The organism is Pseudomonas sp. R4-35-07, from assembly GCF_003852235.1.
Lineage (GTDB): Bacteria > Pseudomonadota > Gammaproteobacteria > Pseudomonadales > Pseudomonadaceae > Aquipseudomonas.
In genome coordinates, this window is sequence record NZ_CP027732.1 from 3,169,399 (window position 1) to 3,192,646 (window position 23,248).

The 23,248-nt window shown below is 62.7% G+C and carries 16 protein-coding genes; all 16 read left to right on the plus strand.

Annotated features, from left to right (window positions below; translation table 11 throughout):
* Positions 1-86 precede the first annotated feature (86 nt).
* The 16 genes from C4J89_RS14475 (at position 87) to C4J89_RS14550 (ending at position 22,329) form a co-directional block, all read left to right on the plus strand.
* Positions 87-2,081: a methyl-accepting chemotaxis protein gene (locus C4J89_RS14475; RefSeq protein ID WP_124414809.1), complete on the plus strand. Its 1,995-nt coding sequence runs from the start codon at positions 87-89 to the stop codon at positions 2,079-2,081.
* 88 nt (positions 2,082-2,169) lie between these two features.
* A complete protein-coding gene (locus C4J89_RS14480) occupies positions 2,170-2,634 on the plus strand; it encodes an SRPBCC family protein (protein WP_124414810.1) in 465 nt (154 codons plus the stop codon).
* A gap of 278 nt (positions 2,635-2,912) precedes the next feature.
* Positions 2,913-3,914: an alpha/beta fold hydrolase gene (locus C4J89_RS14485; protein ID WP_124414811.1), complete on the plus strand. Its 1,002-nt coding sequence runs from the start codon at positions 2,913-2,915 to the stop codon at positions 3,912-3,914.
* Between the two features lie 20 nt (positions 3,915-3,934).
* A complete protein-coding gene (locus C4J89_RS14490; protein ID WP_124414812.1) occupies positions 3,935-4,888 on the plus strand; it encodes a D-2-hydroxyacid dehydrogenase family protein in 954 nt (317 codons plus the stop codon).
* Positions 4,889-5,391: 503 nt separating this feature from the next.
* Positions 5,392-6,948, plus strand: coding sequence for a glycogen synthase GlgA (gene glgA / locus C4J89_RS14495; RefSeq protein WP_124363036.1), 1,557 nt, complete (start codon positions 5,392-5,394; stop codon positions 6,946-6,948).
* 19 nt (positions 6,949-6,967) lie between these two features.
* A complete protein-coding gene (treZ, locus tag C4J89_RS14500; RefSeq protein WP_124414813.1) occupies positions 6,968-8,713 on the plus strand; it encodes a malto-oligosyltrehalose trehalohydrolase in 1,746 nt (581 codons plus the stop codon).
* A complete protein-coding gene (gene malQ, locus C4J89_RS14505; RefSeq protein WP_124414814.1) occupies positions 8,710-10,794 on the plus strand; it encodes a 4-alpha-glucanotransferase in 2,085 nt (694 codons plus the stop codon). The genes treZ and malQ overlap by 4 nt, the downstream gene beginning before the upstream one ends.
* Positions 10,791-13,541 carry a malto-oligosyltrehalose synthase gene (locus tag C4J89_RS14510; RefSeq protein ID WP_124414815.1) on the plus strand — a complete coding sequence of 917 codons (2,751 nt, stop codon included), beginning with the start codon at positions 10,791-10,793 and terminating at the stop codon, positions 13,539-13,541. The genes malQ and C4J89_RS14510 overlap by 4 nt, the downstream gene beginning before the upstream one ends.
* Before the next feature lie 23 nt (positions 13,542-13,564).
* Positions 13,565-13,834: a DUF2934 domain-containing protein gene (locus C4J89_RS14515; protein WP_124363040.1), complete on the plus strand. Its 270-nt coding sequence runs from the start codon at positions 13,565-13,567 to the stop codon at positions 13,832-13,834.
* A gap of 122 nt (positions 13,835-13,956) precedes the next feature.
* A complete protein-coding gene (gene glgX, locus C4J89_RS14520; protein WP_124404339.1) occupies positions 13,957-16,116 on the plus strand; it encodes a glycogen debranching protein GlgX in 2,160 nt (719 codons plus the stop codon).
* 1 nt (position 16,117) lies between these two features.
* Positions 16,118-17,116: an acyl-CoA dehydrogenase family protein gene (locus C4J89_RS14525; RefSeq protein WP_124363042.1), complete on the plus strand. Its 999-nt coding sequence runs from the start codon at positions 16,118-16,120 to the stop codon at positions 17,114-17,116.
* A complete protein-coding gene (locus C4J89_RS14530; RefSeq protein ID WP_124363043.1) occupies positions 17,113-17,871 on the plus strand; it encodes a PIG-L deacetylase family protein in 759 nt (252 codons plus the stop codon). The genes C4J89_RS14525 and C4J89_RS14530 overlap by 4 nt, the downstream gene beginning before the upstream one ends.
* Positions 17,868-18,467, plus strand: coding sequence for an SAM-dependent methyltransferase (locus C4J89_RS14535; protein ID WP_124414816.1), 600 nt, complete (start codon positions 17,868-17,870; stop codon positions 18,465-18,467). The genes C4J89_RS14530 and C4J89_RS14535 overlap by 4 nt, the downstream gene beginning before the upstream one ends.
* Positions 18,464-19,123 carry a glycosyltransferase family 2 protein gene (locus C4J89_RS14540; protein WP_124414817.1) on the plus strand — a complete coding sequence of 220 codons (660 nt, stop codon included), beginning with the start codon at positions 18,464-18,466 and terminating at the stop codon, positions 19,121-19,123. The genes C4J89_RS14535 and C4J89_RS14540 overlap by 4 nt, the downstream gene beginning before the upstream one ends.
* A gap of 129 nt (positions 19,124-19,252) precedes the next feature.
* Positions 19,253-20,014 (plus strand): PIG-L deacetylase family protein, encoded by a 762-nt coding sequence (locus tag C4J89_RS14545; protein ID WP_124414818.1) that lies wholly within the window; start codon positions 19,253-19,255, stop codon positions 20,012-20,014.
* 158 nt (positions 20,015-20,172) lie between these two features.
* Complete coding sequence (locus C4J89_RS14550; RefSeq protein WP_124414819.1) at positions 20,173-22,329, plus strand: TonB-dependent siderophore receptor; 2,157 nt, start codon at positions 20,173-20,175, stop codon at positions 22,327-22,329.
* Positions 22,330-23,248: the final 919 nt, after the last annotated feature.

A 23,248-nucleotide genomic window follows, 5' to 3' on the forward strand; every position in this document is an offset into this window, starting at 1 on the left:
ACCTAAAGCTCCTACCGTCCAAGCCGATAGCCCTACGAAGCTCTAACAAAGCCGCGCCGACAATAACGCTTCGTAAGGACGATCCCATGCCCCCACTGCGCTCCATCCAAGCTCGCTATACCCTGTTCCTGGTGCTGTTCGTCCTGGTGTTATTGGTGTTGACTGTCGTGGGTATCGGCCAGTTGGTCGCACCCAAGCTGCAATACACCGAAGAACAGGTGGTACTCAATCGCATCGGCGAAGTGGCCGAACAGATCCAGGGCGAACTGAACAAGGTTCAGGCCCAGCAACGCACCATCACTCAAACGATTCCGCTGCTCGACAGCGACGCCATCGACAAGGTCCTGCCCGGCCTGGTGGATCAATACGGCGAGCTGAAAGTATTCGGCGGCGGTATCTGGCCGCTGCCCAACCAGCGCACGCCTGGGCGTAACAAACACAGCACGTTCTGGCACCGTGACGCCTCGGGCAAGTTGGCGGTCAACACCTTCTGGAACAGTGACCCCGCGCCCAACTATTACGACCAGAGCTGGTACAAGGGCGGCCTCGCCTCGCCCCGTGGCCAATGCGCCTGGGCCGCCGCCTACAAGGACGACGCCAGCCAGGAGCCGCGCACTAACTGCGCCATGGCGATCCAGCGTGACGGCGCCGCCTATGGCGTGGCGACCATCGACGTGACCCTGGGCTTCTTCAATGACCTGGTGGCCAGCAAGGAAAAAGACATCGGCGGGCAAATGCTGATCGTCGAAGGCGACGGCAAGATCATCAGCAACAGCTCGCGCATCAGCAGCCCGGTGGTGTTGAAGAACATCAGCGAACTGACCGGCACCTCGGCCTTTGCCGCCCAGGTCAGCAAAGCCCTGGCCCATCGTGACCAGGCCTTGCAACGCAGCGAGTTCGACAACCAGGGCGTGGCCAGCACGTTCTACATGCGTCCGATCGAGGGCACCCCGTGGTTCCTGGCGACCGCCCTGCCCACCTCACTGATCACCGCCCAGCGCAATGACGTGCTCGGCAGCCTGGCGTTGCTGCAAATCCCGATGGTGATCCTGCTGGTGCTGCTCGCGGCGTATGCCATTCGCCAGTTGGTACAGCGCATGAAAGCACTCAAGGGCAATATCGACGCGCTGTCCGCCGGCGACGCCGACCTCACGCGGCGCATCACCATCCGTGCCGAAGACGAACTGGGCGCTATCGGTCACTCGGTGAACCACTTTATCGTCTACCTGCAAAACATGATCGGCGAAGTGACCCAGGCCACTGGCGCCATGGCCTCGGGCCTTGCGCAACTGCAGCAGACCTCGGCGCACACCAACCAGATCCTGGTGCGCCACGCTTCAGAAACCGACCAGACGGTGACCGCCATCACCGAAATGAGCTCCACCGCCGACACCGTCGCGCAAAACGCCGCTGAAACCGCAGCGTTCACCCAGCGCGCCAACGAACACGCCGATCGTTCACGGGTGGTGGTGGGCGAAGCGTCCACCAGTGTCAGCGCATTGATCGGTGAGGTGGCCAGCGCGACCCACACCGTCGAGAACATGCGCCAGGACGCCGCACGTATCACCGAAACCCTCGGCGTGATCGGCGCCATCGCCGGCCAGACCAACCTGCTGGCGCTCAACGCCGCGATTGAAGCGGCGCGCGCCGGCGAACAAGGCCGCGGTTTTGCTGTAGTGGCCGATGAAGTACGCGCACTGGCCGCACGTACCCAGGCCAGCACCTCGCAGATCAACGAGATGCTGGCGCGCTTGACCACCGGCGTAAGCTCATCGGTCGCCGCCATGGAAAACACCCAGGCCAGCTGCCAGTCGGCGGCGGATGCCACCGCGCGGGTGAACACCGGGCTTGACGAGATGGCTGGTTCAGTCAGCCATATCAACAACCTCAGCACCCAGATCGCGACGGCCGCCGAGCAACAAAGCGCCGTGACCGAAGAGATCAACCGCAGCATGGTGCAGATCCGACATATGGTAGAAGAGCTGGTCGAAAGCGGCCATGCCACTGAAACCAATACCCACAGCCTGCTGGAAGCGAATGGCCGGGTGATTGCCTTGATGGGGCGCTTCAAAGTGCGTTGATCCACGCCTGAATACTCCCGTGCAAAGCGCGGGAGTCGGACTATTCTCACAGCTCCTGGTTTAAAACCCGCCACACAGGAGGTGTGTCATGCACGCTATCGAGCAACCGATCCGCGTGGAGCGAATCAGCCAGGAACGGTTCATCCACGCCCCGGTCGAGGCCGTCTACGACTACGTGACCCAACCCGACCGCTGGCACGAATGGCACCCCACCTCCCTCAGCGCCGACACCGGCACCCACGGCTCCCTGCCGACCGGTACGCGGTTTACCGAAATCATCGACCTGCTGGGTATCCGCGTGCCGCTGAGCTACCGCGTAAAAATCGCCCGCTGCCCCTTTGAGTTCATGACCGTGTTCACCTCGCTGGTGGTCGACGGTTCCCTGCATTATTGCCTACAGACACAGCCTGGCGGCACGCTGTTTACGCGGGTACTGACCTATGAGACCGAACTGCAACTGGAGACCTTGCATGAGCGCATGATCGAGCTCTCGCGTATCGCGCTGGACCGGCTCAAGCACCGGCTGGAAAACGCTGGGGGCTTGGCGCAGTAACGATAGGTATCTACACAACTTTCGCGCGGCCCTGAACCTATGACGGCTCGGCAGCCGAAGCCTCTCTAACTGGTGCCCCGCGACCTAATGTGGGAGGGGGCTTGCCCCCGATGGCGGCCTGACAGCCGACCAGGATGTTGGATCAGAACGAGTACATATCCGTTGCTGCGGTAACGGCGGCTGAGGGTTCCGCCCCCCCCCCCCGCAGCGGGTGTGTTAATCCCCCGTTAATCCCCCCCAAACAGCATCCAGAGCATCTTTTCCCGGAGTTGATGCCCATGCCTTCCATCCGTGACTTATGCGTCGCCGGCCTGCTCACCGCCAGCGCAGCGCCTGTGTTCGCCGCCACTTACGGCCCTGAACTCCAGGGCTTCCAGTACCCCTATCCGGTCGAACGCTTCAATTTCGAATCCCAAGGCAAAAGCCTGCAGATGGGCTATATGGACGTCCCGGCCAAAGGCAAAGCCAACGGCCGCAGCGTGGTGCTGATGCACGGCAAGAACTTCTGCGGCGCCACCTGGGAAAGCTCGATCAAAGCCCTGAGCGACGCGGGTTACCGAGTGATCGCGCCGGACCAGATCGGCTTTTGCACCTCCAGCAAGCCTGAACATTACCAATACAGCTTCCAACAACTGGCCCTCAACACCCATCAGTTGCTGGAAAAACTCGGCATTCAAAAAGCCACGCTGCTCGGCCACTCCACCGGCGGTATGCTCGCCACGCGTTATGCCTTGATGTACCCCGAACAAACCGAGCAACTGGCGCTGGTCAACCCGATCGGCCTGGAAGACTGGAAGGCCTTGGGCGTGCCCCACCAAAGCGTTGACCAGTGGTATCAGCGCGAGCTGAAACTGAACGCCGACGGCGTGCGCAAGTACGAGCGCGACACCTATTACGTGGGCCGCTGGAAGCCCGAATACGAGCGCTGGGTGGACATGCTCGTCGGCCTCAACCAAGGCCCGGGGCATACCCTGGTGGCCTGGAACTCGGCGTTGATTTACGACATGATCTTCACCCAACCGGTGTACTACGAGTTCAAGGACGTGCAGGCACCAACCCTGCTGCTGATCGGCACCAGCGACACCACCGCCATCGGCAAAGACCTGGCGCCACCGGACGTGAAAGCCAGGGTCGGCAACTACCAGGTGCTGGGCAAGCAGGTGGCCAAGCTGATTCCCCATGCGACCCTGGTGGAGTTCGACGGCTTGGGCCATGCGCCGCAGATGGAAGAACCGGCGCGGTTTCATCAAGCGCTGTTGCAGGGTTTGAAGGCCCTTTAACCTGAGTGAGGCACGCGTGCATGTCGCTACAGATCGCAGTCATTGATGATTGGCAGCAAGTGGCCAGCAACGTGGTGGATTGGTCGGTGCTGGCGCCCTTGGGCCAGGTGCATTTTCTCCATGACTACCCCGCCGATACCGCCACGATGGTCGAGCGTCTGCAGACGTTCGACGTCATTTGCGTGATGCGCGAGCGCTCCCCCTTCGACCAGGCGTTACTGCAGGAGCTGCCCAGGCTCAAATTGCTGGTGACCGGTGGCATGCGCAACGCCGCCCTCGACATCGCCGCCGCCAAGGCATTGGGTATTCAGGTGTGCGGCACCGACAGCTATAAGCAGGCCGCGCCGGAGCTGACCTGGGCGCTGATCATGGCCTCGACGCGCAACCTGCTGGCCGAAGCCAATTCCCTGCGCGCAGGCGGTTGGCAAGTCGGCCTGGGCGGCGATCTGTATGGCAAGACGCTGGGCATCCTGGGGCTAGGCAGCATCGGGCAAAAAGTTGCGCAGTTCGCTCAGGTCTTCGGCATGCGCGTAATCGCCTGGAGCGAAAACCTTACGCCGCAACGGGCAGCCGAGTCCGGCGTGACCTGGGTCAGCAAGCGCGAGCTGTTCGAACAGGCTGACATTCTGACCATTCACTTGGTACTCAGCGAGCGCAGTCGCGGTCTGGTCGATGCGCAGGCGTTGAGCTGGATGAAACCCAGTGCCCGGCTGGTCAACACGGCACGCGGGCCGATTGTGGATGAACAGGCACTGGTTGAGGCATTGAGCAGCGGGCGACTGGCCGGCGCGGCGCTGGACGTATATAGCCAAGAGCCACTACCGCTTGAACATCCCTTCCGCTTGCTGCCGAATGTGCTGGCAACGCCCCATGTCGGTTACGTGAGCGAACAGAACTACCATCAGTTCTATCAGCAGATGATCGAAGACATCCAGGCCTGGACGAACGGCGTGCCCATTCGGGTGCTCGGCTGACGCACCATTTCGGGGCGACACCTTGAATGAAATGACTACGTGCCCCTTGTAGAAGCGAGCTTGCTCGCGAAAAACCCAAGGGCGCCGCGTGCATTCAGGATGCCTGCGTCATCATTGACGTCCTTCGCGAGCAAGCTCGCTCCTACAGGGGCGACGCACATCCGCAGGCATAGGGTTAAAACTATTTTGTCCTACAAAATTCCCGTTTAAACCCTATGGATGCTGGAATCTGTCCTAGACTGATGACCGATGGGTCCGTTCCAAAACAAAAACCCCGCAAAAAATCGAAACTTTCGAACTCTGCCGCAGGTCCAGTTTTAGGTAAGGCGAACATATCCGGTTCAGGCCGCATGCCCGCCCATCCAAACTATTTCAGCTAACCGTGCAACTGGCATACGCCTTGCCAGTTTGTATTGCGCTTGTGCGCCTGGCCGCAGGATGCGGTCAATCGGAGCTGATGGCAGCGGGCCATTAGCCGACCAACGAAACAAGGGGAGTGCATTATGATCAGTGCCGCAGTAGTAACTCAGGGAGAGCGTTTTAGTCAGCCGGCAGGGGGGCCTACATCGTTGGCCGACCTGCCCAACACTGTGCGGCCGATCGTGAGTAAGAACCCGAATCGAAAGAAAGTGCTGTTTGTTACCTCCGAGTTTGCCGACTTGGTGAAGACTGGTGGCCTGGGCGACGTCTCCGCCGCCCTGCCCCGCGCCATGGCGCACCTGCACGATGTGCGGGTGCTGATTCCCGGCTATCCGCAGGTGATGGAGAGCGACAACCCGATCCATATCGTCGGTGAGCTGGGCGGCCACGCGGCGCTGCCACCGTGCAAGATCGGGCGCATGGACCTCAAGGATGGCCTGGTCATCTATGTACTGATCTGCCCTGAGCTGTACGAGCGCGAAGGCACGCCCTACGGCGCCAACAATGGCCGCGACTGGCCGGACAACCATATCCGCTTCGCCCGCCTGGGCCTGGCCGCCGCCGACATGGCCGCCAACCTGGCGCAGATTCACTGGTGCCCGGACCTGGTGCACGCCCACGACTGGCCCGCTGGCCTGGCCCCGGCGTATATGCACTGGCGTGGTTCACGCACGCCCACCCTGTTCACCATTCATAACCTCGCCTACCAGGGCGTGGTGAGCCTGGGCTGCACCCCCGAACTGGGCATCCCGCCCCATGCCCTGCAACAGGAAGGCATGGAGTTTTACGGCAAAATGTCGTTCCTCAAGGCCGGCATGGCCTATTCCAGCCACATCACCACGGTCAGCGCCACCTACGCCGAGGAGATCACCACGCCGGAATTCGGCTGTGGCCTTGATGGATTCCTGGCCAGCAAGACCCAGCAAGGCCTGCTCAGCGGGATTCCCAACGGTATCGACGAAAGCTGGGAAACGTCCACTGACACTCACCTGACCCATAACTTCAATATTGGTGACTGGGAAGGCAAGGCCATCAACGCCGCCCACGTGCGCGAGCTGTTCGGCCTGCACGATTCCACCGGCCCGTTGTTCGCCGTGGTGTCGCGCCTGGTCTACCAGAAAGGCCTGGACCTCACCGAAGCGGTCGCCAGCTTCATCGTTGAGAACGGTGGCCAGATCGCGATCATCGGGCGTGGCGAGCCGGAAGAAGAACAGGCCATGCGTGAGCTGGCGCTGCGCTTCCCAGGCCAGGTTGGCGTGCGCATCGGCTTCAACGAGACCGACGCCCGCCGTATGTTCGCCGGCAGCGACTTCCTGCTGATGCCATCGCGTTATGAGCCCTGCGGCCTGAGCCAGATGTATGCCCAGCGTTTCGGCTCGTTGCCGGTAGCGCGCAACACTGGCGGCCTGGCCGACACCATTGAAGACGGCGTCACCGGATTTCTGTTCAACGAATCCACCGTCGACAGCTACAAAGCAGCCCTGGAGCGCGCGTTCAAAGTGTTTTCCTTCCCTGGCCTGCTCAACGCCATGCGCAGCCGCGCCATGACCCAACCCTTCAACTGGTCACAGGCGGTGGAACCCTACGCCGAGCTGTACGAACAACTGGTGGTTAAAGCACTGGGGAAATCGACTAAATAATCAAGAGAGGTCTTCATAGATGCCGTTACGGACTTTGGAAACCTGGCCCCACGGCGCACTGATGCTGGACGCGCAACACACGCGTTTTGCCTTGTGGGCGCCAGACGCGTTTTATGTCAGCGTTGAATTGCAGGACGGGAAATCCATCGCCATGCTGCCCCAGGCAGATGGCTGGTTCGAAGTAGAAGTGGCCTGCCCTGCCGGAACGCTTTACCGCTTCAATATCGACGGCGAACGGGATGTTCCCGACCCTGCCTCCAGGGCCCAGGCGCTGGATGTGCACGGTTGGAGCCGCGTCGTCGACCCGCTCGCATATGAGTGGCGGCACAGCCACTGGCAAGGCCGCCCCTGGCACGAGGCAGTCATCTACGAACTGCACGTTGGCGCCATGGGCGGTTACGCTGAAGTCGAGAAGCAGCTGCCGCGCCTGGCCGAGCTGGGTGTAACCGCCATCGAACTGATGCCCCTGGCCCAATTCCCCGGTGAGCGCAACTGGGGCTACGACGGGGTACTGCCCTACGCACCCCACTCTACCTATGGCTCACCCGAACAACTCAAGCACTTGATCGACAGTGCCCACGGGCATGGCCTGGCGGTGATCCTCGACGTGGTCTACAACCACTTCGGCCCGGATGGCAATTACCTGGGCCAGTACGCCAAGGGCTTCTTCCAGGAAGACGTGCACACCCCATGGGGCGCGGGGATTGATTTTGAACGCCGTGAAGTACGGGATTTCTTCCTCGATAACGCACTGATGTGGCTGCTTGAATACCGCTTCGACGGCCTGCGCCTGGATGCCGTACACGCCATCGACAACCCCGAGTTCCTGCGGGAGCTGGCGCAGCGGGTACGCCAGCAGGTCGACACCGGCCGCCACGTGTGGCTGATGCTGGAGAACGAGCTGAACCAGGCCAGCCTGCTCGAACAGGATTTCGACGCGCAATGGAACGATGACTTCCATAACGTGCTGCACGTACTGCTTACCGGCGAAACCGATGCCTATTACAGCGATTTCGCCGAGCAGCCCACTGCCAAACTCGCACGTTGCCTGGGTGAAGGCTTTATCTACCAAGGCGAGCCCACCCGCCACGGCCATGCACGCGGCGAACCCAGTGCGGAGCTGCCGCCGACCGCTTTCGTGGCGTTCCTGCAGAACCACGATCAAATCGGCAACCGCGCCCTGGGCGAACGCTTGCACCAACTGTGCTCGCCTCAGGCGTTGAAGGCGGCGACCGCGCTGTTGCTGCTGTCGCCGATGATCCCGCTGATGTTCATGGGCGATGAAGTCAATGCCGCGCAGCCGTTCCTGTTTTTCACCGACCATCACGGTGAACTGGCGCAGGCCGTCCGTGAGGGCCGACGTAACGAGTTCGCCGATTTCGCCGCGTTTCATGACCCCGAGCAGCGCGAACGAATTCCCGATCCCAACGCATTGACGACCTTCCTGCAATCGAAGCCGTCCCTGGTCGAAAACGAGCATGCCCAGCTCTATCGCCACTTGCTGGGCCTGCGCCATCAATATGTGGTGCCCCATCTGCCCGGCAGTGTGGCCCTGGGTGCGCAGGTGCTGGCGGACAGCGCCGTCACCGCGCGCTGGCGCCTGGGCGACGGCAGCGTGTTGCAAATCGACCTGAACCTGAGCGCCGAGCCTATCGACCAGCCCGCCTCGCCACATGTGATCTTTCAAACGCCTGCCGAGCCCGTGGCGCACCTGCCGCCCCTCAGCGCACGCGTGTCCTTATTCCCCGTCGGAGAAGAGTTTTGAGCGAAGCGAACCTGGAACTACTCGCCAGCCGCGCGGGCCTGGCCGTCGATTGGATCGATGCCAACGGTCGCCCGCAACATGTGCAGCCCGACGCCCTGCGCGCCGTGCTCAAAGGGCTGGGGCACCCGGCCGATACCGAGGCCGAGATCGACGCCAGCCTGCAAGAACTGGAGCAGGCCCAGCAGGACAAGCATCTGCCGCCGCTATTGACCGTCGACAGCGGTGAAGGCCTGGACCTGGCGCGTTTCTTTGCACCCGACACGCCGTGCCGCGTCCATCTGGAAAACGGTGAAGTCCTGGAACTGCGTCTGGACGGTGATGCTGTGCTGCCCGGCGTCATCGCCACGGGCTACCACCAAGCGCATATCGACGGCCAGACGTTTACCCTCGCGGTTGCACCCGCCCAATGCTATAGCGTGGCCGAAGCGGTCGACACCAACCCCGCCCGCGCCTGGGGCCTGAGCGCCCAGCTCTACTCGCTGCGCCGCCTGGGCGACGGTGGTTTCGGCGACACCCTGGCCCTGGAGCACCTGGCCCGCTCAGCCGCCGAGCGCGGGGCCGACGCCCTGGCGATCAGCCCGATGCATGCCATGTTCAGCGCCGACGCCGAACGCTACAGCCCTTATTCGCCTTCCAGCCGGCTGTTTCTCAACAGCCTGTATGCCTCGCCGGCCTGCATTTTGGGCGAGCGTGAAGTGCGTAATGCCATCGAAACCGCAGGCCTGGCCGAGGAGCTGCATGAGCTGGAACAGCTCACGCTGATCGACTGGCCCGCCGCCGCCAAGGCCAAGCAACGTCTGCTGCGCGCCCTGTATGAAGATTTCCGCCACGGCCACCATCCGCAACACGCCGATTTCCAGAGCTTTCGCCAGAATGGCGGCGAGGCCCTGGAAAACCACTGCCGTTTCGAAGCCGTGCAAGCGTTGCGCGCCGCCGCCGGCGAAGAACTTGACTGGCGCCACTGGCCGCAAGACTGGCGTACACCGCAGAGCCCGGCGCTGGTGCAGTTTGCCGAGGAACACCGCGAGGAGATCGGCTACTTCGCCTTCACCCAATGGCTGATCGCGCGCAGCCTGCAACGTGCGCAACAGGCAGCGCGTGGCAGCGGCATGGGTATCGGCCTGATCGCCGACCTGGCGGTGGGCGCAGATGGCGCCGGCAGCCAGGCGTGGAGTCGCCAGGATGAATTGCTCGCCGACCTGACCGTCGGCGCGCCACCGGACATTCTCAACCGAGCGGGCCAGGGTTGGGGCATTTCCGCGTTTTCCCCCGAGGGGCTCCAACGCAACGGTTTCCGCGCGTTCATTGAAATGCTGCGGGCCAATTTCGCCCATGCGGGCGGCCTGCGTATCGACCATGTGATGGGCCTGCAACGCCTGTGGGTCATCCCCAATGGCGCGTCGCCGCGCGAAGGCGCCTATCTGTATTACCCGGTGGACGACATGCTGCGCCTGTTGGCCCTGGAATCCCATCGCCACCAGGCCATTGTGCTCGGTGAAGACCTGGGCACCGTGCCCGACGGCCTGCGCGAAAAACTCAGCAGCCGGGCGATTCTCGGCATGCGCGTGTTGTTGTTCGAGCAAAACCACGAAGGCCAGTTCAGGCCCATCCTCGACTGGCCCGACAACGCCCTGGCCACCACCAGCACCCACGACTTGCCGACCCTCAATGGCTGGTGGCACAGCCGCGACATCGAATGGAATATCCAACTGGGCCTGATCGACGCGCCAACCGTAGACCAGTGGAGCGAACACCGCCTGCGCGAACGTCAGGCCCTGCGCCAGGCCTTGAGCCAGGACCCGCAGAACTTCGTCGATGAGATCCGCAACGACACCGACCACATGATCGATGCCAGCGTGCGCTACCTCGGCCATACCCGTGCGCCGCTGGTGTTGCTGCCGCTGGAGGATGCGCTGGGCATGGAGGAACAACCCAACCTGCCCGGCACCACCGACACCCATCCCAATTGGCGCCGCCGCCTGCCAGGCGAAGCGTCCAGCCTGCTCGATAATGCCGGCGCCGCACGCCGCCTCGAGCTGCTGGCCGTCGCGCGCAACCAAGCTTATGAGCGTGATCGATGAAAGCACTGCCCTTGCGCGCTACTCAGCGCCTGCAATTTCACAAAGGCTTCACCCTGGATGACGCGGTGCCATTGGTGCCGTATTTCGCCCGATTGGGCATCAGCCACCTGTATGCCTCGCCCCTGCTCAAAGCCCGTGCCGGTTCGATGCACGGCTACGACGTGGTCGACCCTACCCGCGTCAACCCGGAACTGGGCGGCGAGGCGGCGTTGCAGAGGCTGGTGGCCGCGTTGCGCGAACACGACATGGGCCTGATCCTCGACATCGTCTCCAACCATATGGCCGTCGGCGGCGCCGATAACCCCTGGTGGCTGGACCTGCTCGAATGGGGGCGCCTGAGCCCCTACAGCGAATTCTTCGATATTCAATGGCACTCCCCGGACCCGCTGCTCAAGGGCCAATTGCTGATGCCGTTCCTAGGCAGCGATTACGGCGAAGCACTGCAGAGCGGCAGCCTGGTGCTGAAGTTTGACGCGGCGCAGGGCGCGTTTTACGTCGAGCACTACGAACACCGTTTCCCGATCTGCCCACGGGATTACGCCCTGGTGCTTGGCGGCGACGAGGGGCTCAAGCCCTTGGCCGATCGCTTCGCCACCCTGGCTTATCAGGATGACGCCTACGCCGAAGCCGGCCTGCTCAAACAGGCCTTGGCCGAGCGCGCCAACGAACTGCTGCCCGCCATCGAACAGCGCCTCGCCGCGTTCGACGGGCGTACGCCGGAAGGTTTCGAGCGCCTGCATCAACTGCTGGAACAACAAAGCTACCGCCTGGCCAGTTGGCGCACGGCGGCGGACGACATCAACTGGCGCCGTTTCTTCGATGTGAACGAGCTGGGCGGCCTGCGCGTGGAGCGCACGGCGGTGTTCGAGGCCACCCACGGCAAGATTTTCGAGTTGATCAGCGCAGGCTTGATCGATGGCCTGCGCATCGACCATATCGACGGGCTGGCCGATCCGCGCGGTTACTGCCGCAAGCTGCGGCGCCGGGTTGATGCACTGTCGCCGCAGCGGCATTTGCCGATCTTCGTGGAGAAGATCCTCGGTGAAGGCGAGACCCTGCGCGAAGACTGGCAAGTGGACGGCACCACCGGCTACGAATTCATGAACCAACTGTCGTTGCTGCAACATCATCCGGACGGTTTCGCGCCGCTGGCCGAGTTGTGGTCACGCCACAGCGAACGGCCCTCGGCATTTATCGAAGAAGCCCGGCTGGCGCGCCAGCAGATTCTCAATGGCTCGTTGGGCGGCGATTTCGAAAGCGTGGCCCAGGCGCTGTTGCAAGTGGCCCGTGACGACGTAATGACCCGCGACCTGACCCTGGGCGCGATCCGTCGCGCCTTGCAGGAACTGATCGTGCACTTCCCGGTGTACCGCACCTATATCAGCGCACGCGGGCGCAGCGCGGCTGACGACAAGGTGTTCCAGCAAGCCATGGAGGGCGCGCGCAGCACGCTGAGCGAAGGCGACTGGCCGGTGCTCGATCACCTGGAAAAATGGCTGGGTGGGCAACCCTGGCGCAATCGCCCGGTGGGCCGCGAGCGCAAGATGCTCAAGCATGCCTGCGTGCGTTTCCAGCAACTGACCTCGCCCGCCGCCGCCAAGGCCGTGGAAGACACGGCGTTCTACCGGTCTGCGGTGCTGTTGTCGCGTAACGATGTGGGCTTCAGCACCGAGCAGTTCAGCGCGCCGTTGGCCGATTTTCACGCGGTCAACCAGCAGCGGCTGCAGTGCTTTCCGCACAACCTGCTGGCCACCGCCACCCACGACCATAAACGCGGCGAAGATACCCGCGCCCGTCTGGCTGTGCTGAGTGAATGCGCTTCCTGGTATGCCGAGCAGGTCGAACAATGGCGCAGCCTGGCCGCGCCGCTGCGCGACAGCGCCGACAGCCCTTCGGCAGGCGATGAACTGATTCTGTATCAGGTGCTGCTCGGCAGCTGGCCGCTGGAGCCGAACCCCGACCTTGAGGCCTATCAGCAACGCCTCTGGCAGTGGCAACAGAAAGCGCTGCGCGAAGCCAAGCTGCAGAGCAGTTGGAGCGCGCCCAACGAGGCCTACGAACAGGGCGTTGAAGCGTTCCTCAAGCGCGTTTTGCTCAGTGAAGCCGGCGCCCCGCTGCGCAGCGCCCTTACCGCTGCGGCCGAGGCGATTGCACCGGCTGGTGCCTTGAACGGGCTGGCGCAGTCTTTGCTTCACCTGAGCGTGCCGGGCGTGCCGGACGTCTATCAGGGCGATGAGTTCTGGGACTTCAGCCTGGTAGACCCGGACAACCGCCGCCCGGTGGACTTCCAGGCGCGGCAACGCGCGTTGGAGGCGCCAGTGGACACCGCTGAACTGTTGGCCAACTGGCGCGACGGGCGTATCAAACAGGCGTTGATCGCGCAGGTACTGACCTTGCGCAAGGCTAACCTTGAGCTGTTCAGCGACGGTGCCTACACCGCCCTGGAGGTGGTTGGGCAACAGGCCGAGCACGTCGTCGCCTTCTGCCGCGAACACCAAGGCAACTATGTGCTGGTGGTGGTGCCACGCTGGTCCCGTTGCCTGCTCGAAAATGCACTGCAGCCGTTGATTCCTGCGCAGGTTTGGGGCGATACGCGGGTGAAATTACCGTTCGCCGCCGCAACGCAAAACTGGAAGGGACTTTTTCAGACGAGCGTAGTCACACCAGACAAGGAGCTGTTGATCAGCGCTGCCCTGGGGGATTTCCCGGTCAATGTCTTTATCAATTCCGATAGTCAAGAAAGCTGAACATTTTCTCTGAGGAGTGTGTGATGAGTAATGAAGACAAACGCATCCGCGAACTAGCGCATCAGATCTGGGAGTCCGAAGGCAAGCCTCACGGTGAAGATGCCCGTCATTGGGAGATGGCGCGCAAGCTGGCCGAAGCCGAGGCGCTGACGCCAAGCAAGCCCAAGCCGGCCGCCAAGCCGAAGACGGCCCCAAAGGCAGCGGCCAAAGCCAAGCCGGCTGAGCCTGCCGCCGCCAAACCGGCGCCAAAGAAGCCCGCTGCGCCGAAAAAGCCCAAACCTCCCGCTCATTGATCGCCGCGCCCCCTGACTGCATTGCTGTCGGGGGAGCCTTTATCTCTTTACGTCATACGCTGAATAACTGTCAGTACGGCCGCGTTCGGCCCGAAAAAAAGAATCCCTGCAGGAGCAACACCATGAGCAAGCCCGAAAAAGCCTCAACGACGCCGGACCACGAGCCGTCGCGGATTCGTGAAGGTTTGCCCTTCCCTCTTGGCGCCACCTGGGACGGCCTGGGCGTCAACTTCGCGCTGTTTTCGGCCAATGCCACCAAGGTCGAACTGTGCCTGTTCGATGATGCCGGCGAGGTGGAACTGGAGCGCATCGAACTGCCCGAATACACCGACGAGATCTTCCACGGCTACCTGCCCGACGCCCACCCCGGGCTGATCTACGGCTACCGTGTGTATGGTCCCTACGACCCGGCCAACGGCCATCGTTTCAACCACAACAAATTGCTGATCGACCCCTATGCCAAGCAACTGGTGGGCGAACTCAAATGGTCCGAAGCCCTGTTCGGCTATACCATCGGCCACCCCGACGACGACCTCAGCTTCGACGAGCGCGACAGCGCGCCCTTCGTGCCCAAATGCAAGGTCATCGACCCGGCGCACACCTGGGGCAATGACCAGCCGGTGCGCGTGCCGTGGGACCGCACCATTATTTACGAGACCCACCTGCGCGGCATCAGCATGCGCCACCCTTCGGTGGGCGAATCCGTACGCGGTACCTGCGCCGGGCTGATGGAAGATGACGTGCTCAAGCACATCCGCCAGTTGGGGGTTTCTTCGGTCGAGCTGTTGCCAGTCCACGCCTTCGTCAACGACCAGCATTTGCTGGAAAAAGGCATGACCAACTACTGGGGCTACAACAGCATCGCGTTTTTTGCGCCCGACCCGCGCTACCTGGCCAGCGGCAAGATCGCCGAGTTCAAGGAGATGGTCGCGCACCTGCATGAGCAGAAGCTCGAAGTGATCCTCGATGTGGTCTACAACCACACCGCCGAAGGCAACGAGCGCGGCCCTACCCTGTCGATGCGCGGCATCGACAATGCCTCGTACTACCGGTTGATGCCCGATGACAAGCGCTTCTATATCAATGATTCCGGCACCGGCAACACCCTGGACCTGAGTCACCCCTGCGTGCTGCAGATGGTCACCGACTCCTTGCGTTACTGGGCCACCGAGATGCACGTCGACGGCTTCCGCTTCGACCTTGCGACGATTCTGGGTCGCTACCGTGACGGCTTTGACGAACGTCACAGCTTCCTCGTGGCGTGCCGCCAGGACCCAATCCTGCGCCAGCTCAAATTGATCGCAGAACCCTGGGACTGCGGGCCAGGCGGCTATCAGGTGGGCAATTTCCCGCCGGGCTGGGCAGAATGGAACGACCGTTTCCGCGACACCGTGCGTGCCTTCTGGAAAGGCGACGACGGCCAGCTGGCGGACTTCGCCGGGCGCATGACCGCCTCGGGCGAGATGTTCAACCACCGTGGGCGCCGGCCTTACAGCTCGGTGAACTTCATCACCGCCCACGACGGTTTTACCCTGCACGACCTGGTGTCGTACAACGACAAGCACAACGAAGCCAACGACGAGAACAACCAGGACGGCAGCAACAACAACCTGTCGTGGAACCATGGCGTCGAAGGCCCTACCGACGACCCAGAAATCAACGAGCTGCGCCTGCGCCAGATGCGCAACTTCTTCGCCACCCTGCTGCTGGCCCAAGGCACGCCGATGATCGTGGCTGGCGATGAATTCGCCCGCACCCAGCACGGCAACAACAATGCCTACTGCCAGGACAGCGAAATCGGTTGGGTCAACTGGGACCTGGACGACGATGGCAAGGCGCTGCTCAAGTTCGTCAAACGCCTGATCAAGTTGCGCCTGGCGTACCCGATCCTGCGTCGTGGGCGCTTCCTGGTCGGCGACTACAACGAAGACATCGGCGTGAAAGACGTCACCTGGCTCGCGCCGGATGGCAATGAAATGACCACTGAGCAGTGGGAAGACAGCAATGGTCGTTGCCTGGGCATGCTGATGGATGGCCGCGCCCAAGAGACCGGGATTCGGCGTGCTGGTGCCGATGCGACCCTGTTGCTGGTGGTGAATGCCCATCACGACATGGTCAATTTCCGCCTGCCACCGGTGCCACAGGGCGAGTTCTGGAATTGCCTGCTCGATACCAACGACCCTGCGGTGCGTGGCCAGGAGCGCTTTGACTTCGAACACGAGTACGCCGCCACCGGCCGCTCGTTGCTACTGTTTGAGCTTCACCACGACGACGAGGTGTGAGATGGCGTTGCACGGATTCCTTTCCGGCTACCGGGGTTATGCGGACACGCAAGCCCTTGGTAAGGCCTTGAAGGACCTTCAGGAAGAAGGCCTGGACCAACTGCCGTTGCCCGGCAGCGGCCAGACGCTTTCGCGCTATAGCGGGCTGGCGCAAGTCGCCGGCCATGACCTGCGCCTGTGCAAGCTGTTCGAAGGCCACACCGATGCGCTGGCGATCATTGCTGAACTCGACAGCCCGCTGCCGCCCTTGGGCAGCACCTGGGGGATGTGGGCCGCCGAGCCGCCGAGCGCCAAGGTGCGCGTGCAGCGCGACGGCCAGCGCTTGATCGTTGACGGGCGTAAAGCCTGGTGTTCCGGTGCGTCCGTGGTCTCGCACGGGTTGTTGACCGCGTGGGACGAGGAGGACCGTCAGCAACTGGTGGCCGTGAAGATGGACCAACCGGGCGTCAGGGTAACGGATGAAGGTTGGGATGCGGTGGGCATGGCCGCCACAGGCAGTGTCGAGATCGTCTTCAGCGAGGCCAGGGGCCTCGCAGTCGGCGGGCCGGGCGACTATCTGGCGCGCCCGGGCTTCTGGCACGGCGGCATCGGCATTGCGGCGTGCTGGTATGGCGCGGCGCAGCGCCTGGCCGAAGTGCTGCGCGAGCAGTGTGCCAAGCACTCCGAGCCGCATGCGATGGCCCACCTCGGCGCGGTGGACAGTGCATTGAACAGCGCAGCCTGCGTGCTGCGCGCCAGTGCCGAGCAGATCGACCGGGCACCGACCGCCGATGCCCGGTTGCTGGCCCAGCAAGTGCGCGCGTGCGTCGAGGAAACCGTCGAGCAGGTGATCCAGCATGTCGGGCGTGGCGTAGGCGCGGGGCCTTACTGCAAGGACCCGCACTTCGCCCAATTGATGGCGGACTTGCCGGTGTACGTGCGCCAAAGCCACGCCGAACGCGACTTGGCCGCCCTGGGCGTACAGGTAGCCGGCGAGCCCTCCGGGAGGTGGCAGTTATGAAACCCAATCCGATTGTCGGCCAGGGCACATCGCTGCATTACTGGCAAACCTCGTCGCGCCTGGCTGAACTGCCGCACATCAGCGTTGAGCAACTGGTACCGGAGGGGCACCGTGCGGTCATCATCGCCCCGCACCCTGACGATGAAGTGCTCGGCTGCGGCGGTTTGCTGCAAGGGCTGGCCGACCTGGGCCGGCCCATTCAGTTGATCTCGGTCACCGACGGCAGCGCCAGCCATCCAGGCTCGCAACGCTGGCCGGTGCAACGTCTGAGCGTGGTGCGCCCCCAGGAGTCGGCCCAGGCCCTGCACCGCCTGGGCTTGCCGATGCACAGTCTGAAGTGGCTGCGCGCCGGGTTCACCGACAGTAAAGTCGCCGAGCGCGAAGAAGAACTGGCCGTATTCATCCAGCGCTACCTCAAACCCGACGACGTGGTGTTCGCCACCTGGCGCGAAGACGGGCATTGCGATCATGAAGCCGTCGGCCGCGCCAGTGCGAAAGCCGCCCAGGCCGTGGGCGCCACCTTGTACGAACTGCCCGTGTGGACCTGGCACTGGGCGACCGCCGAAGACGGCATGGTGCCGTGGGACCGTGCGCGCAAGATCCCTTTGACGCCTGAGAGGGTGGCGCGCAAACGCCATGCCATCCACGCTTTCGCCAGCCAGCTGGAGGGCGACCCCCAGATCGGTCTGCCCCCCGTGCTGGCGCCCTATGTGGTGGAGCGCTTACTGCAACCTTTTGAAGTGGTGTTCGTTTGAGTGTCACAACCCCTTACTTTGACCAGATGTTCGCCGGCAACGACGACCCCTGGGCATTTCGCCAACGTTGGTACGAACGGCGCAAACGCGCCATGACCCTGGCCGTACTGACCCGAGCGCGTTATGCCTCGATCTTCGAACCCGGCTGTGCGAACGGCGAGTTGAGCGCCGAACTGGCGGCGCGCTGTGATCGCTTGCTGTGCTGTGACACGGCGAGCGCTGCGGTGACGCTGGCCAAGAAGCGGCTCGCAGGATTTTCCAACGTGCAGGTGGAGCAATGCCGGTTGCCCGAACAGTGGCCATCGGGGCAATTCGAGCTGATCGTGTTAAGTGAGCTGTGTTACTACCTTGACGCCGCTGATCTTGGGCGCCTGATTGACCGCTGCCTCGATACCTTGACGGATGACGGCCAACTGCTGGCGTGCCATTGGCGCCCGCCCATTGAAGGCTGCCCGCAAACTGCCGAGCAGGTCCACGTCTTGCTCCAGCAGCGGCTGGGCCTGCATTCGGTCGTTCGCCACCATGAAGAAGATTTCCTGCTCGACCTGTGGGGCCGCGACGGCGCCTCGGTCGCCAGCCTTGAGGGCCTGCGATGATCGGCATTCTGATTCCAGTGCACAACGAAGAAGCGTTGCTGGGCGAATGCCTGAGGGCTGCACAAATAGCCGCGCGTCATTCGGATCTGCACGGCGAAGCGGTACAGATCCTGGTGGTGCTCGATAGCTGCAGCGACGGCAGTGAAGCCATTGCCCGCGCGCACGGGGTGCACAGCCTGGCGGTGCAGGCACGGAATGTCGGGCATGCCCGTGGGGTTGGCGCGCAACACCTGCTGAACCTGGGCGCGCGTTGGATCGCCTGCACCGACGCCGACAGCCTCGTGGCTCCGGACTGGCTGGTGGCGCAACTGGCGCTGGGCTGCGACGCCGTGTGCGGCACCGTGACCGTGGACGCCTGGAGTGCAGACTTCGACGCGGCGGCGCAGATTCGCTATCACCAGGCTTACCAGGCCCGCGACGGGCATCGGCACATCCACGGCGCCAACCTCGGCGTAAGCGCCAGCGCCTATCTGCAGGCCGGTGGCTTTGAACCCCTGGCGTGCCATGAAGATGTGCAGTTGGTGCGCAACCTGGAACGTTGCGGTGCTTCCATCGCCTGGAGCCACAGCCCGCAAGTGATCACCAGTGCACGCCTGGAGTGTCGCGCCCAAGGTGGTTTCGGTGACTATTTGAAGAGCCTGATGCAGGTTTCGTAAAAACAACCACATTTCTTGTCTATGCTTATAACCTATCGCACAGCGCTCCAGGATCGGAGCGCCGCGCACTCACCGCAGCGGAGCCTGGGGTGAACACACACGCTTGAACCGACAAGGATGTGACACTTGATGAAAACCGCCTCGTTAAGCGAGGGCCGTCGCGGCCCCGCGCAAATCTGGAACAGCGCGCCGCAGTTGGCGCATATTCCCGCTATCTCGCTGACCAGCCTGGTACCGCCCGGCGCCCGGGTGGTGGTGATTGCCCCCCACCCCGGCGATGAAGTGCTCGCCTGCGGGGGCCTGCTGCAGCTGCTCAGCACCCGCGCGCACCCGTTGAAATTAATTTCCATCACCGATGGCAGCGCCAGCCACCCTGGCTCCCAGGTCTGGTCGGCCAACCGCCTGAGCGCGGTGCGCCCCCAGGAAAGCGCCGAGGCCCTGCGCCGCTTGGGCGTGCCACTGCACAGCCTGAAATGGATTCGTGGCGGCTTTCGCGATAACGCCCTGGCCAGCCATGAACAACCGATCAGCCAGTTCATCGCCCGCTACCTGCAGCCAGGTGATGTGGTGTTCACCACCTGGCGCCATGATGGCAACGATGACCACGAAGCCGTCGGCCGTGCCAGCGCCAAGGCGTGCAAACTGGTGGGCGCGCAACTCTATGAATTGCCGATGTGGGCCTGGCACTGGCCCGCACGCGAAGGCTCGGTGATCCCTTGGCAACGCGCGCGCAAGTTGTGCCTCGACACTTGGAGCGTGGCGCACAAGCTGCACGCCGTGCATGCCTACGCCAGCCAGCTGATGGGCGACCCCGCGATCGGCTTGGCGCCGATGCTTGCCCAAGTGTTGCTGGAGCGCATGCGCGAGCCCTACGAAATAGTGCTCATCTAGGCAAAGGTGGCAAAACGCCGGTGCCCGGCGTATGAAAATTTCGTTAACTGATTCATCTCGTAGGCTTTTTCCCACAAGCTCAATCTGCCACACTGATGCGAATAATTATCAACAGATTTATTATTCGCTAAGGATGGCGTTCAGGGAGAGCTACATTCATGTCTGTGCGACACTATGGCGGCAAAGGGTTTTCACCGAGTTCGATAGCAATGGCTATCTGCCTGACCACCACCCAGGCGACCTTCGCGGCCGAGGCCGACGCCCCGCCCACTACCATTGAGCTCGGCGCTACCGAGGTATCGGGGCACCAGCTTGGCGAAACCACTGAAGGCAGTGAGTCGTACACCACCGGTTCGATGAAAACCGCAACCAAACTCCCCCTGACCCTGCGTGAAACCCCACAGGCCGTCACCGTGATTACCCGTCAGCGCATGGACGACCAGGCGATGACCAGCATCAATGATGTGGTCAACGCCACGCCAGGACTGTTCCTCAACTACTCCAGCGGCCCCGGCCGGCAGGGCTACACCGCGCGTGGTTTCAACGTCGACAACCTCATGTACGACGGCATTCCCAGTGGCTATGACGGCGTTAACGTCGGTGCCCAGCCGAACCTGGCGATGTTCGATCGCGTCGAGGTGGTTCGCGGTGCCACTGGCCTGGTGACCGGCGCCGGTAACCCCTCGGCGGCGATCAACCTGATTCGCAAGCGGCCCCTGGCCGAGCAGAAAGTCACCTTGACTGGCGCCGCCGGCAGTTGGGACGACTACCGTGGCGAACTCGACGCTTCCAGCCCGCTTAATGACAGCGGCACCTGGCGTGGCCGAGTGGTCACCTCTTATCGCGACGCCAACAGTTTCATCGACAAGGCCGAGCAGGATCACGGTTTGTTCTATGCCGTGACCGAAGCCGACCTGAGCGAAGACACCCGCTTGACCCTTGGCTACTCCAACCAGAAAGACAAGACCAACTACTTCTGGGGCTCGTCGATGATCGGCCTGGATGGCCATCACCTCGACCTGTCGCGTTCGTACAATCCCGGCACCGACTGGGAGAACAAAGACCAGGAGATCAACACCGTCTTCGTCGAACTGCGCCAGCAGCTGGCCAATGATTGGGCACTGCAGGTCAACGCCAACTACGCCGTACAAGACGCATTGTTCTCCGGTTCCTACCAGTCGCGCTGGACCGACAACACCCTGGCCCGCACCGTGTACCAGTCCGCCGCCGATGAAAAGCAGGCCGGGTTCGACGCCTTTGCCAGCGGCCCGTTCCAGGCGTTCGGGCGCACCCATGAGCTGGTCGTGGGCGCCAGCAAGCGCATCTACGATCTGACCACCCGCAACTACAGCCCGTACGATCTGAATTGGCCGATCAACGCCGGCAAACCGAACTTTACCCACACCAACAACCAGCGCGATGTCACCACTCAGGACGGTGTCTACGTCACCACCCGCTTGAGCCTGGCCGACCCGCTCAAGCTGATCCTCGGCGGGCGCCTGGACTGGTACGACTACGACAACCGCGATGGCGACGGCGACTATAAGGTCACCCGTAACCTCACCCGCTACGCGGGCCTGATCTACGACCTGGACGACCAGCACTCGGTGTATGCCAGCTACAGCGACATCTTCACGCCGCAACGTGAAAAAAGCACCGGAGCCACCCCGCTCAAGCCCATCGTCGGCAAAAACTATGAAGTCGGCATCAAGGGCGAATACCTGGGCGGCGCGCTGAATGCGAGCGTGGCGCTGTTCCGTGTCGACCAGGAAAACCGCGCCGTGCAGATCGTCGTGCCAAACTGCCCGCAGGCCTCCTGCTACCAGGCCTCGGGCGAGATTCGCAGCCAGGGTATCGACTTCGAACTGCAGGGCGCCTTGACCGAGAACTGGCAGGTCGGCGGTGGCTACACCTATGCGCGCACCCACACCCTCAAGGACGACGCCAACCCGCAGAAGGTCAACAAGCAGTTCGACACCGACACCCCGGAGCACCTGTTCAAGGTCACCACCCGCTACAACTTCCAGGGCCCGCTGGAAAAACTCCGCGTGGGCGGCAACGTCTCCTGGCAGAGCCGCATGTACAACGACATCCAGTTGGCGGACGGCAGCACCTATCGGCTCAAACAAGGCGGCTACGCTGTCACCGACCTGATGGCCGGCTACCGGGTCAACCAGCACCTGGACTTGCAGCTCAACGCCAACAATATCTTTGATCGTCACTACTACCAGTCCATTTCCAACGCGGTCACCTATGGCGGCGATTCCTACGGCAGCCCACGCAACATGATGCTGACGGCCAAGTACAGCTTCTGATCGTCATCCGCGGCTGCCCGCTCGGGCGGCCGTGCTTAAAGTCCCCTCTCGACTGGCCGATAACCGTCTGTCGGATCTTGTCCGGCCCCCATCGCCACACCTGCTTTTCCTGCGGCCAGCGTGGCACGCCGCATGCTTGGTTCCTGGCCAAACCACATGGAGTACACGTGAATGCTCAACCGCACACGCTTTATGGAGCACTACCGCAAGGCCGACCGCATCATGCTGGCGTTGATCTGGCTGATGTTCCTGTTCTCCTTGGGCCTGGCGTTCTGGCATGACACCTTCACCCAGGCGCTGATCGTCGGGGGCGGCACCGGCGTGGTGCTGACCGCGCTCTACCGCGCCATCGGCGGCACCCGCGTGATGCGTTGCGTGCTGGGTGCCGGCCTGATGGTGATGGCGGCCTTGCACATCAATCAGGCGCAGGGGGTGATCGAAGCGCACTTCGGTATTTTCGCGCTGCTGGCGGTGCTGACGTTCTACCGTGACTGGCTGCCGATCCTGGTGGCGGCGCTGACCATCGCCGTGCATCACCTGGTATTCCATGCCCTGCAGCATCAAGGCCTGCCCGTGTTTGTGATGGCGCATCACGGCGGCTGGACGATGATTTTCGTGCACGCGTTCTACGTGGTGATGGAAACGGTCGCCCTGCTCTACCTCGCCGTGCACAGCCACGCCGAGGCGGTCGAAAGCCAGGAAATGCTCGAAAAAATGCTCGCTGTCACCTCGCAATTCGAAGCCGAAACCGCCAAGGGTGAAGACAAAGTGCGTGTGTCCCTCGCCAAGCGCTTCGACCACTTCCTGCAGCAACTCACCCACCTGATCGACGGCGTCGCACGCGACTCCCATGGCCTCGGCCAACTCGGCCAGGAACTGGCCACGGCCAGCGGCACCCTGGAAAAAGGCGCGCGGCATC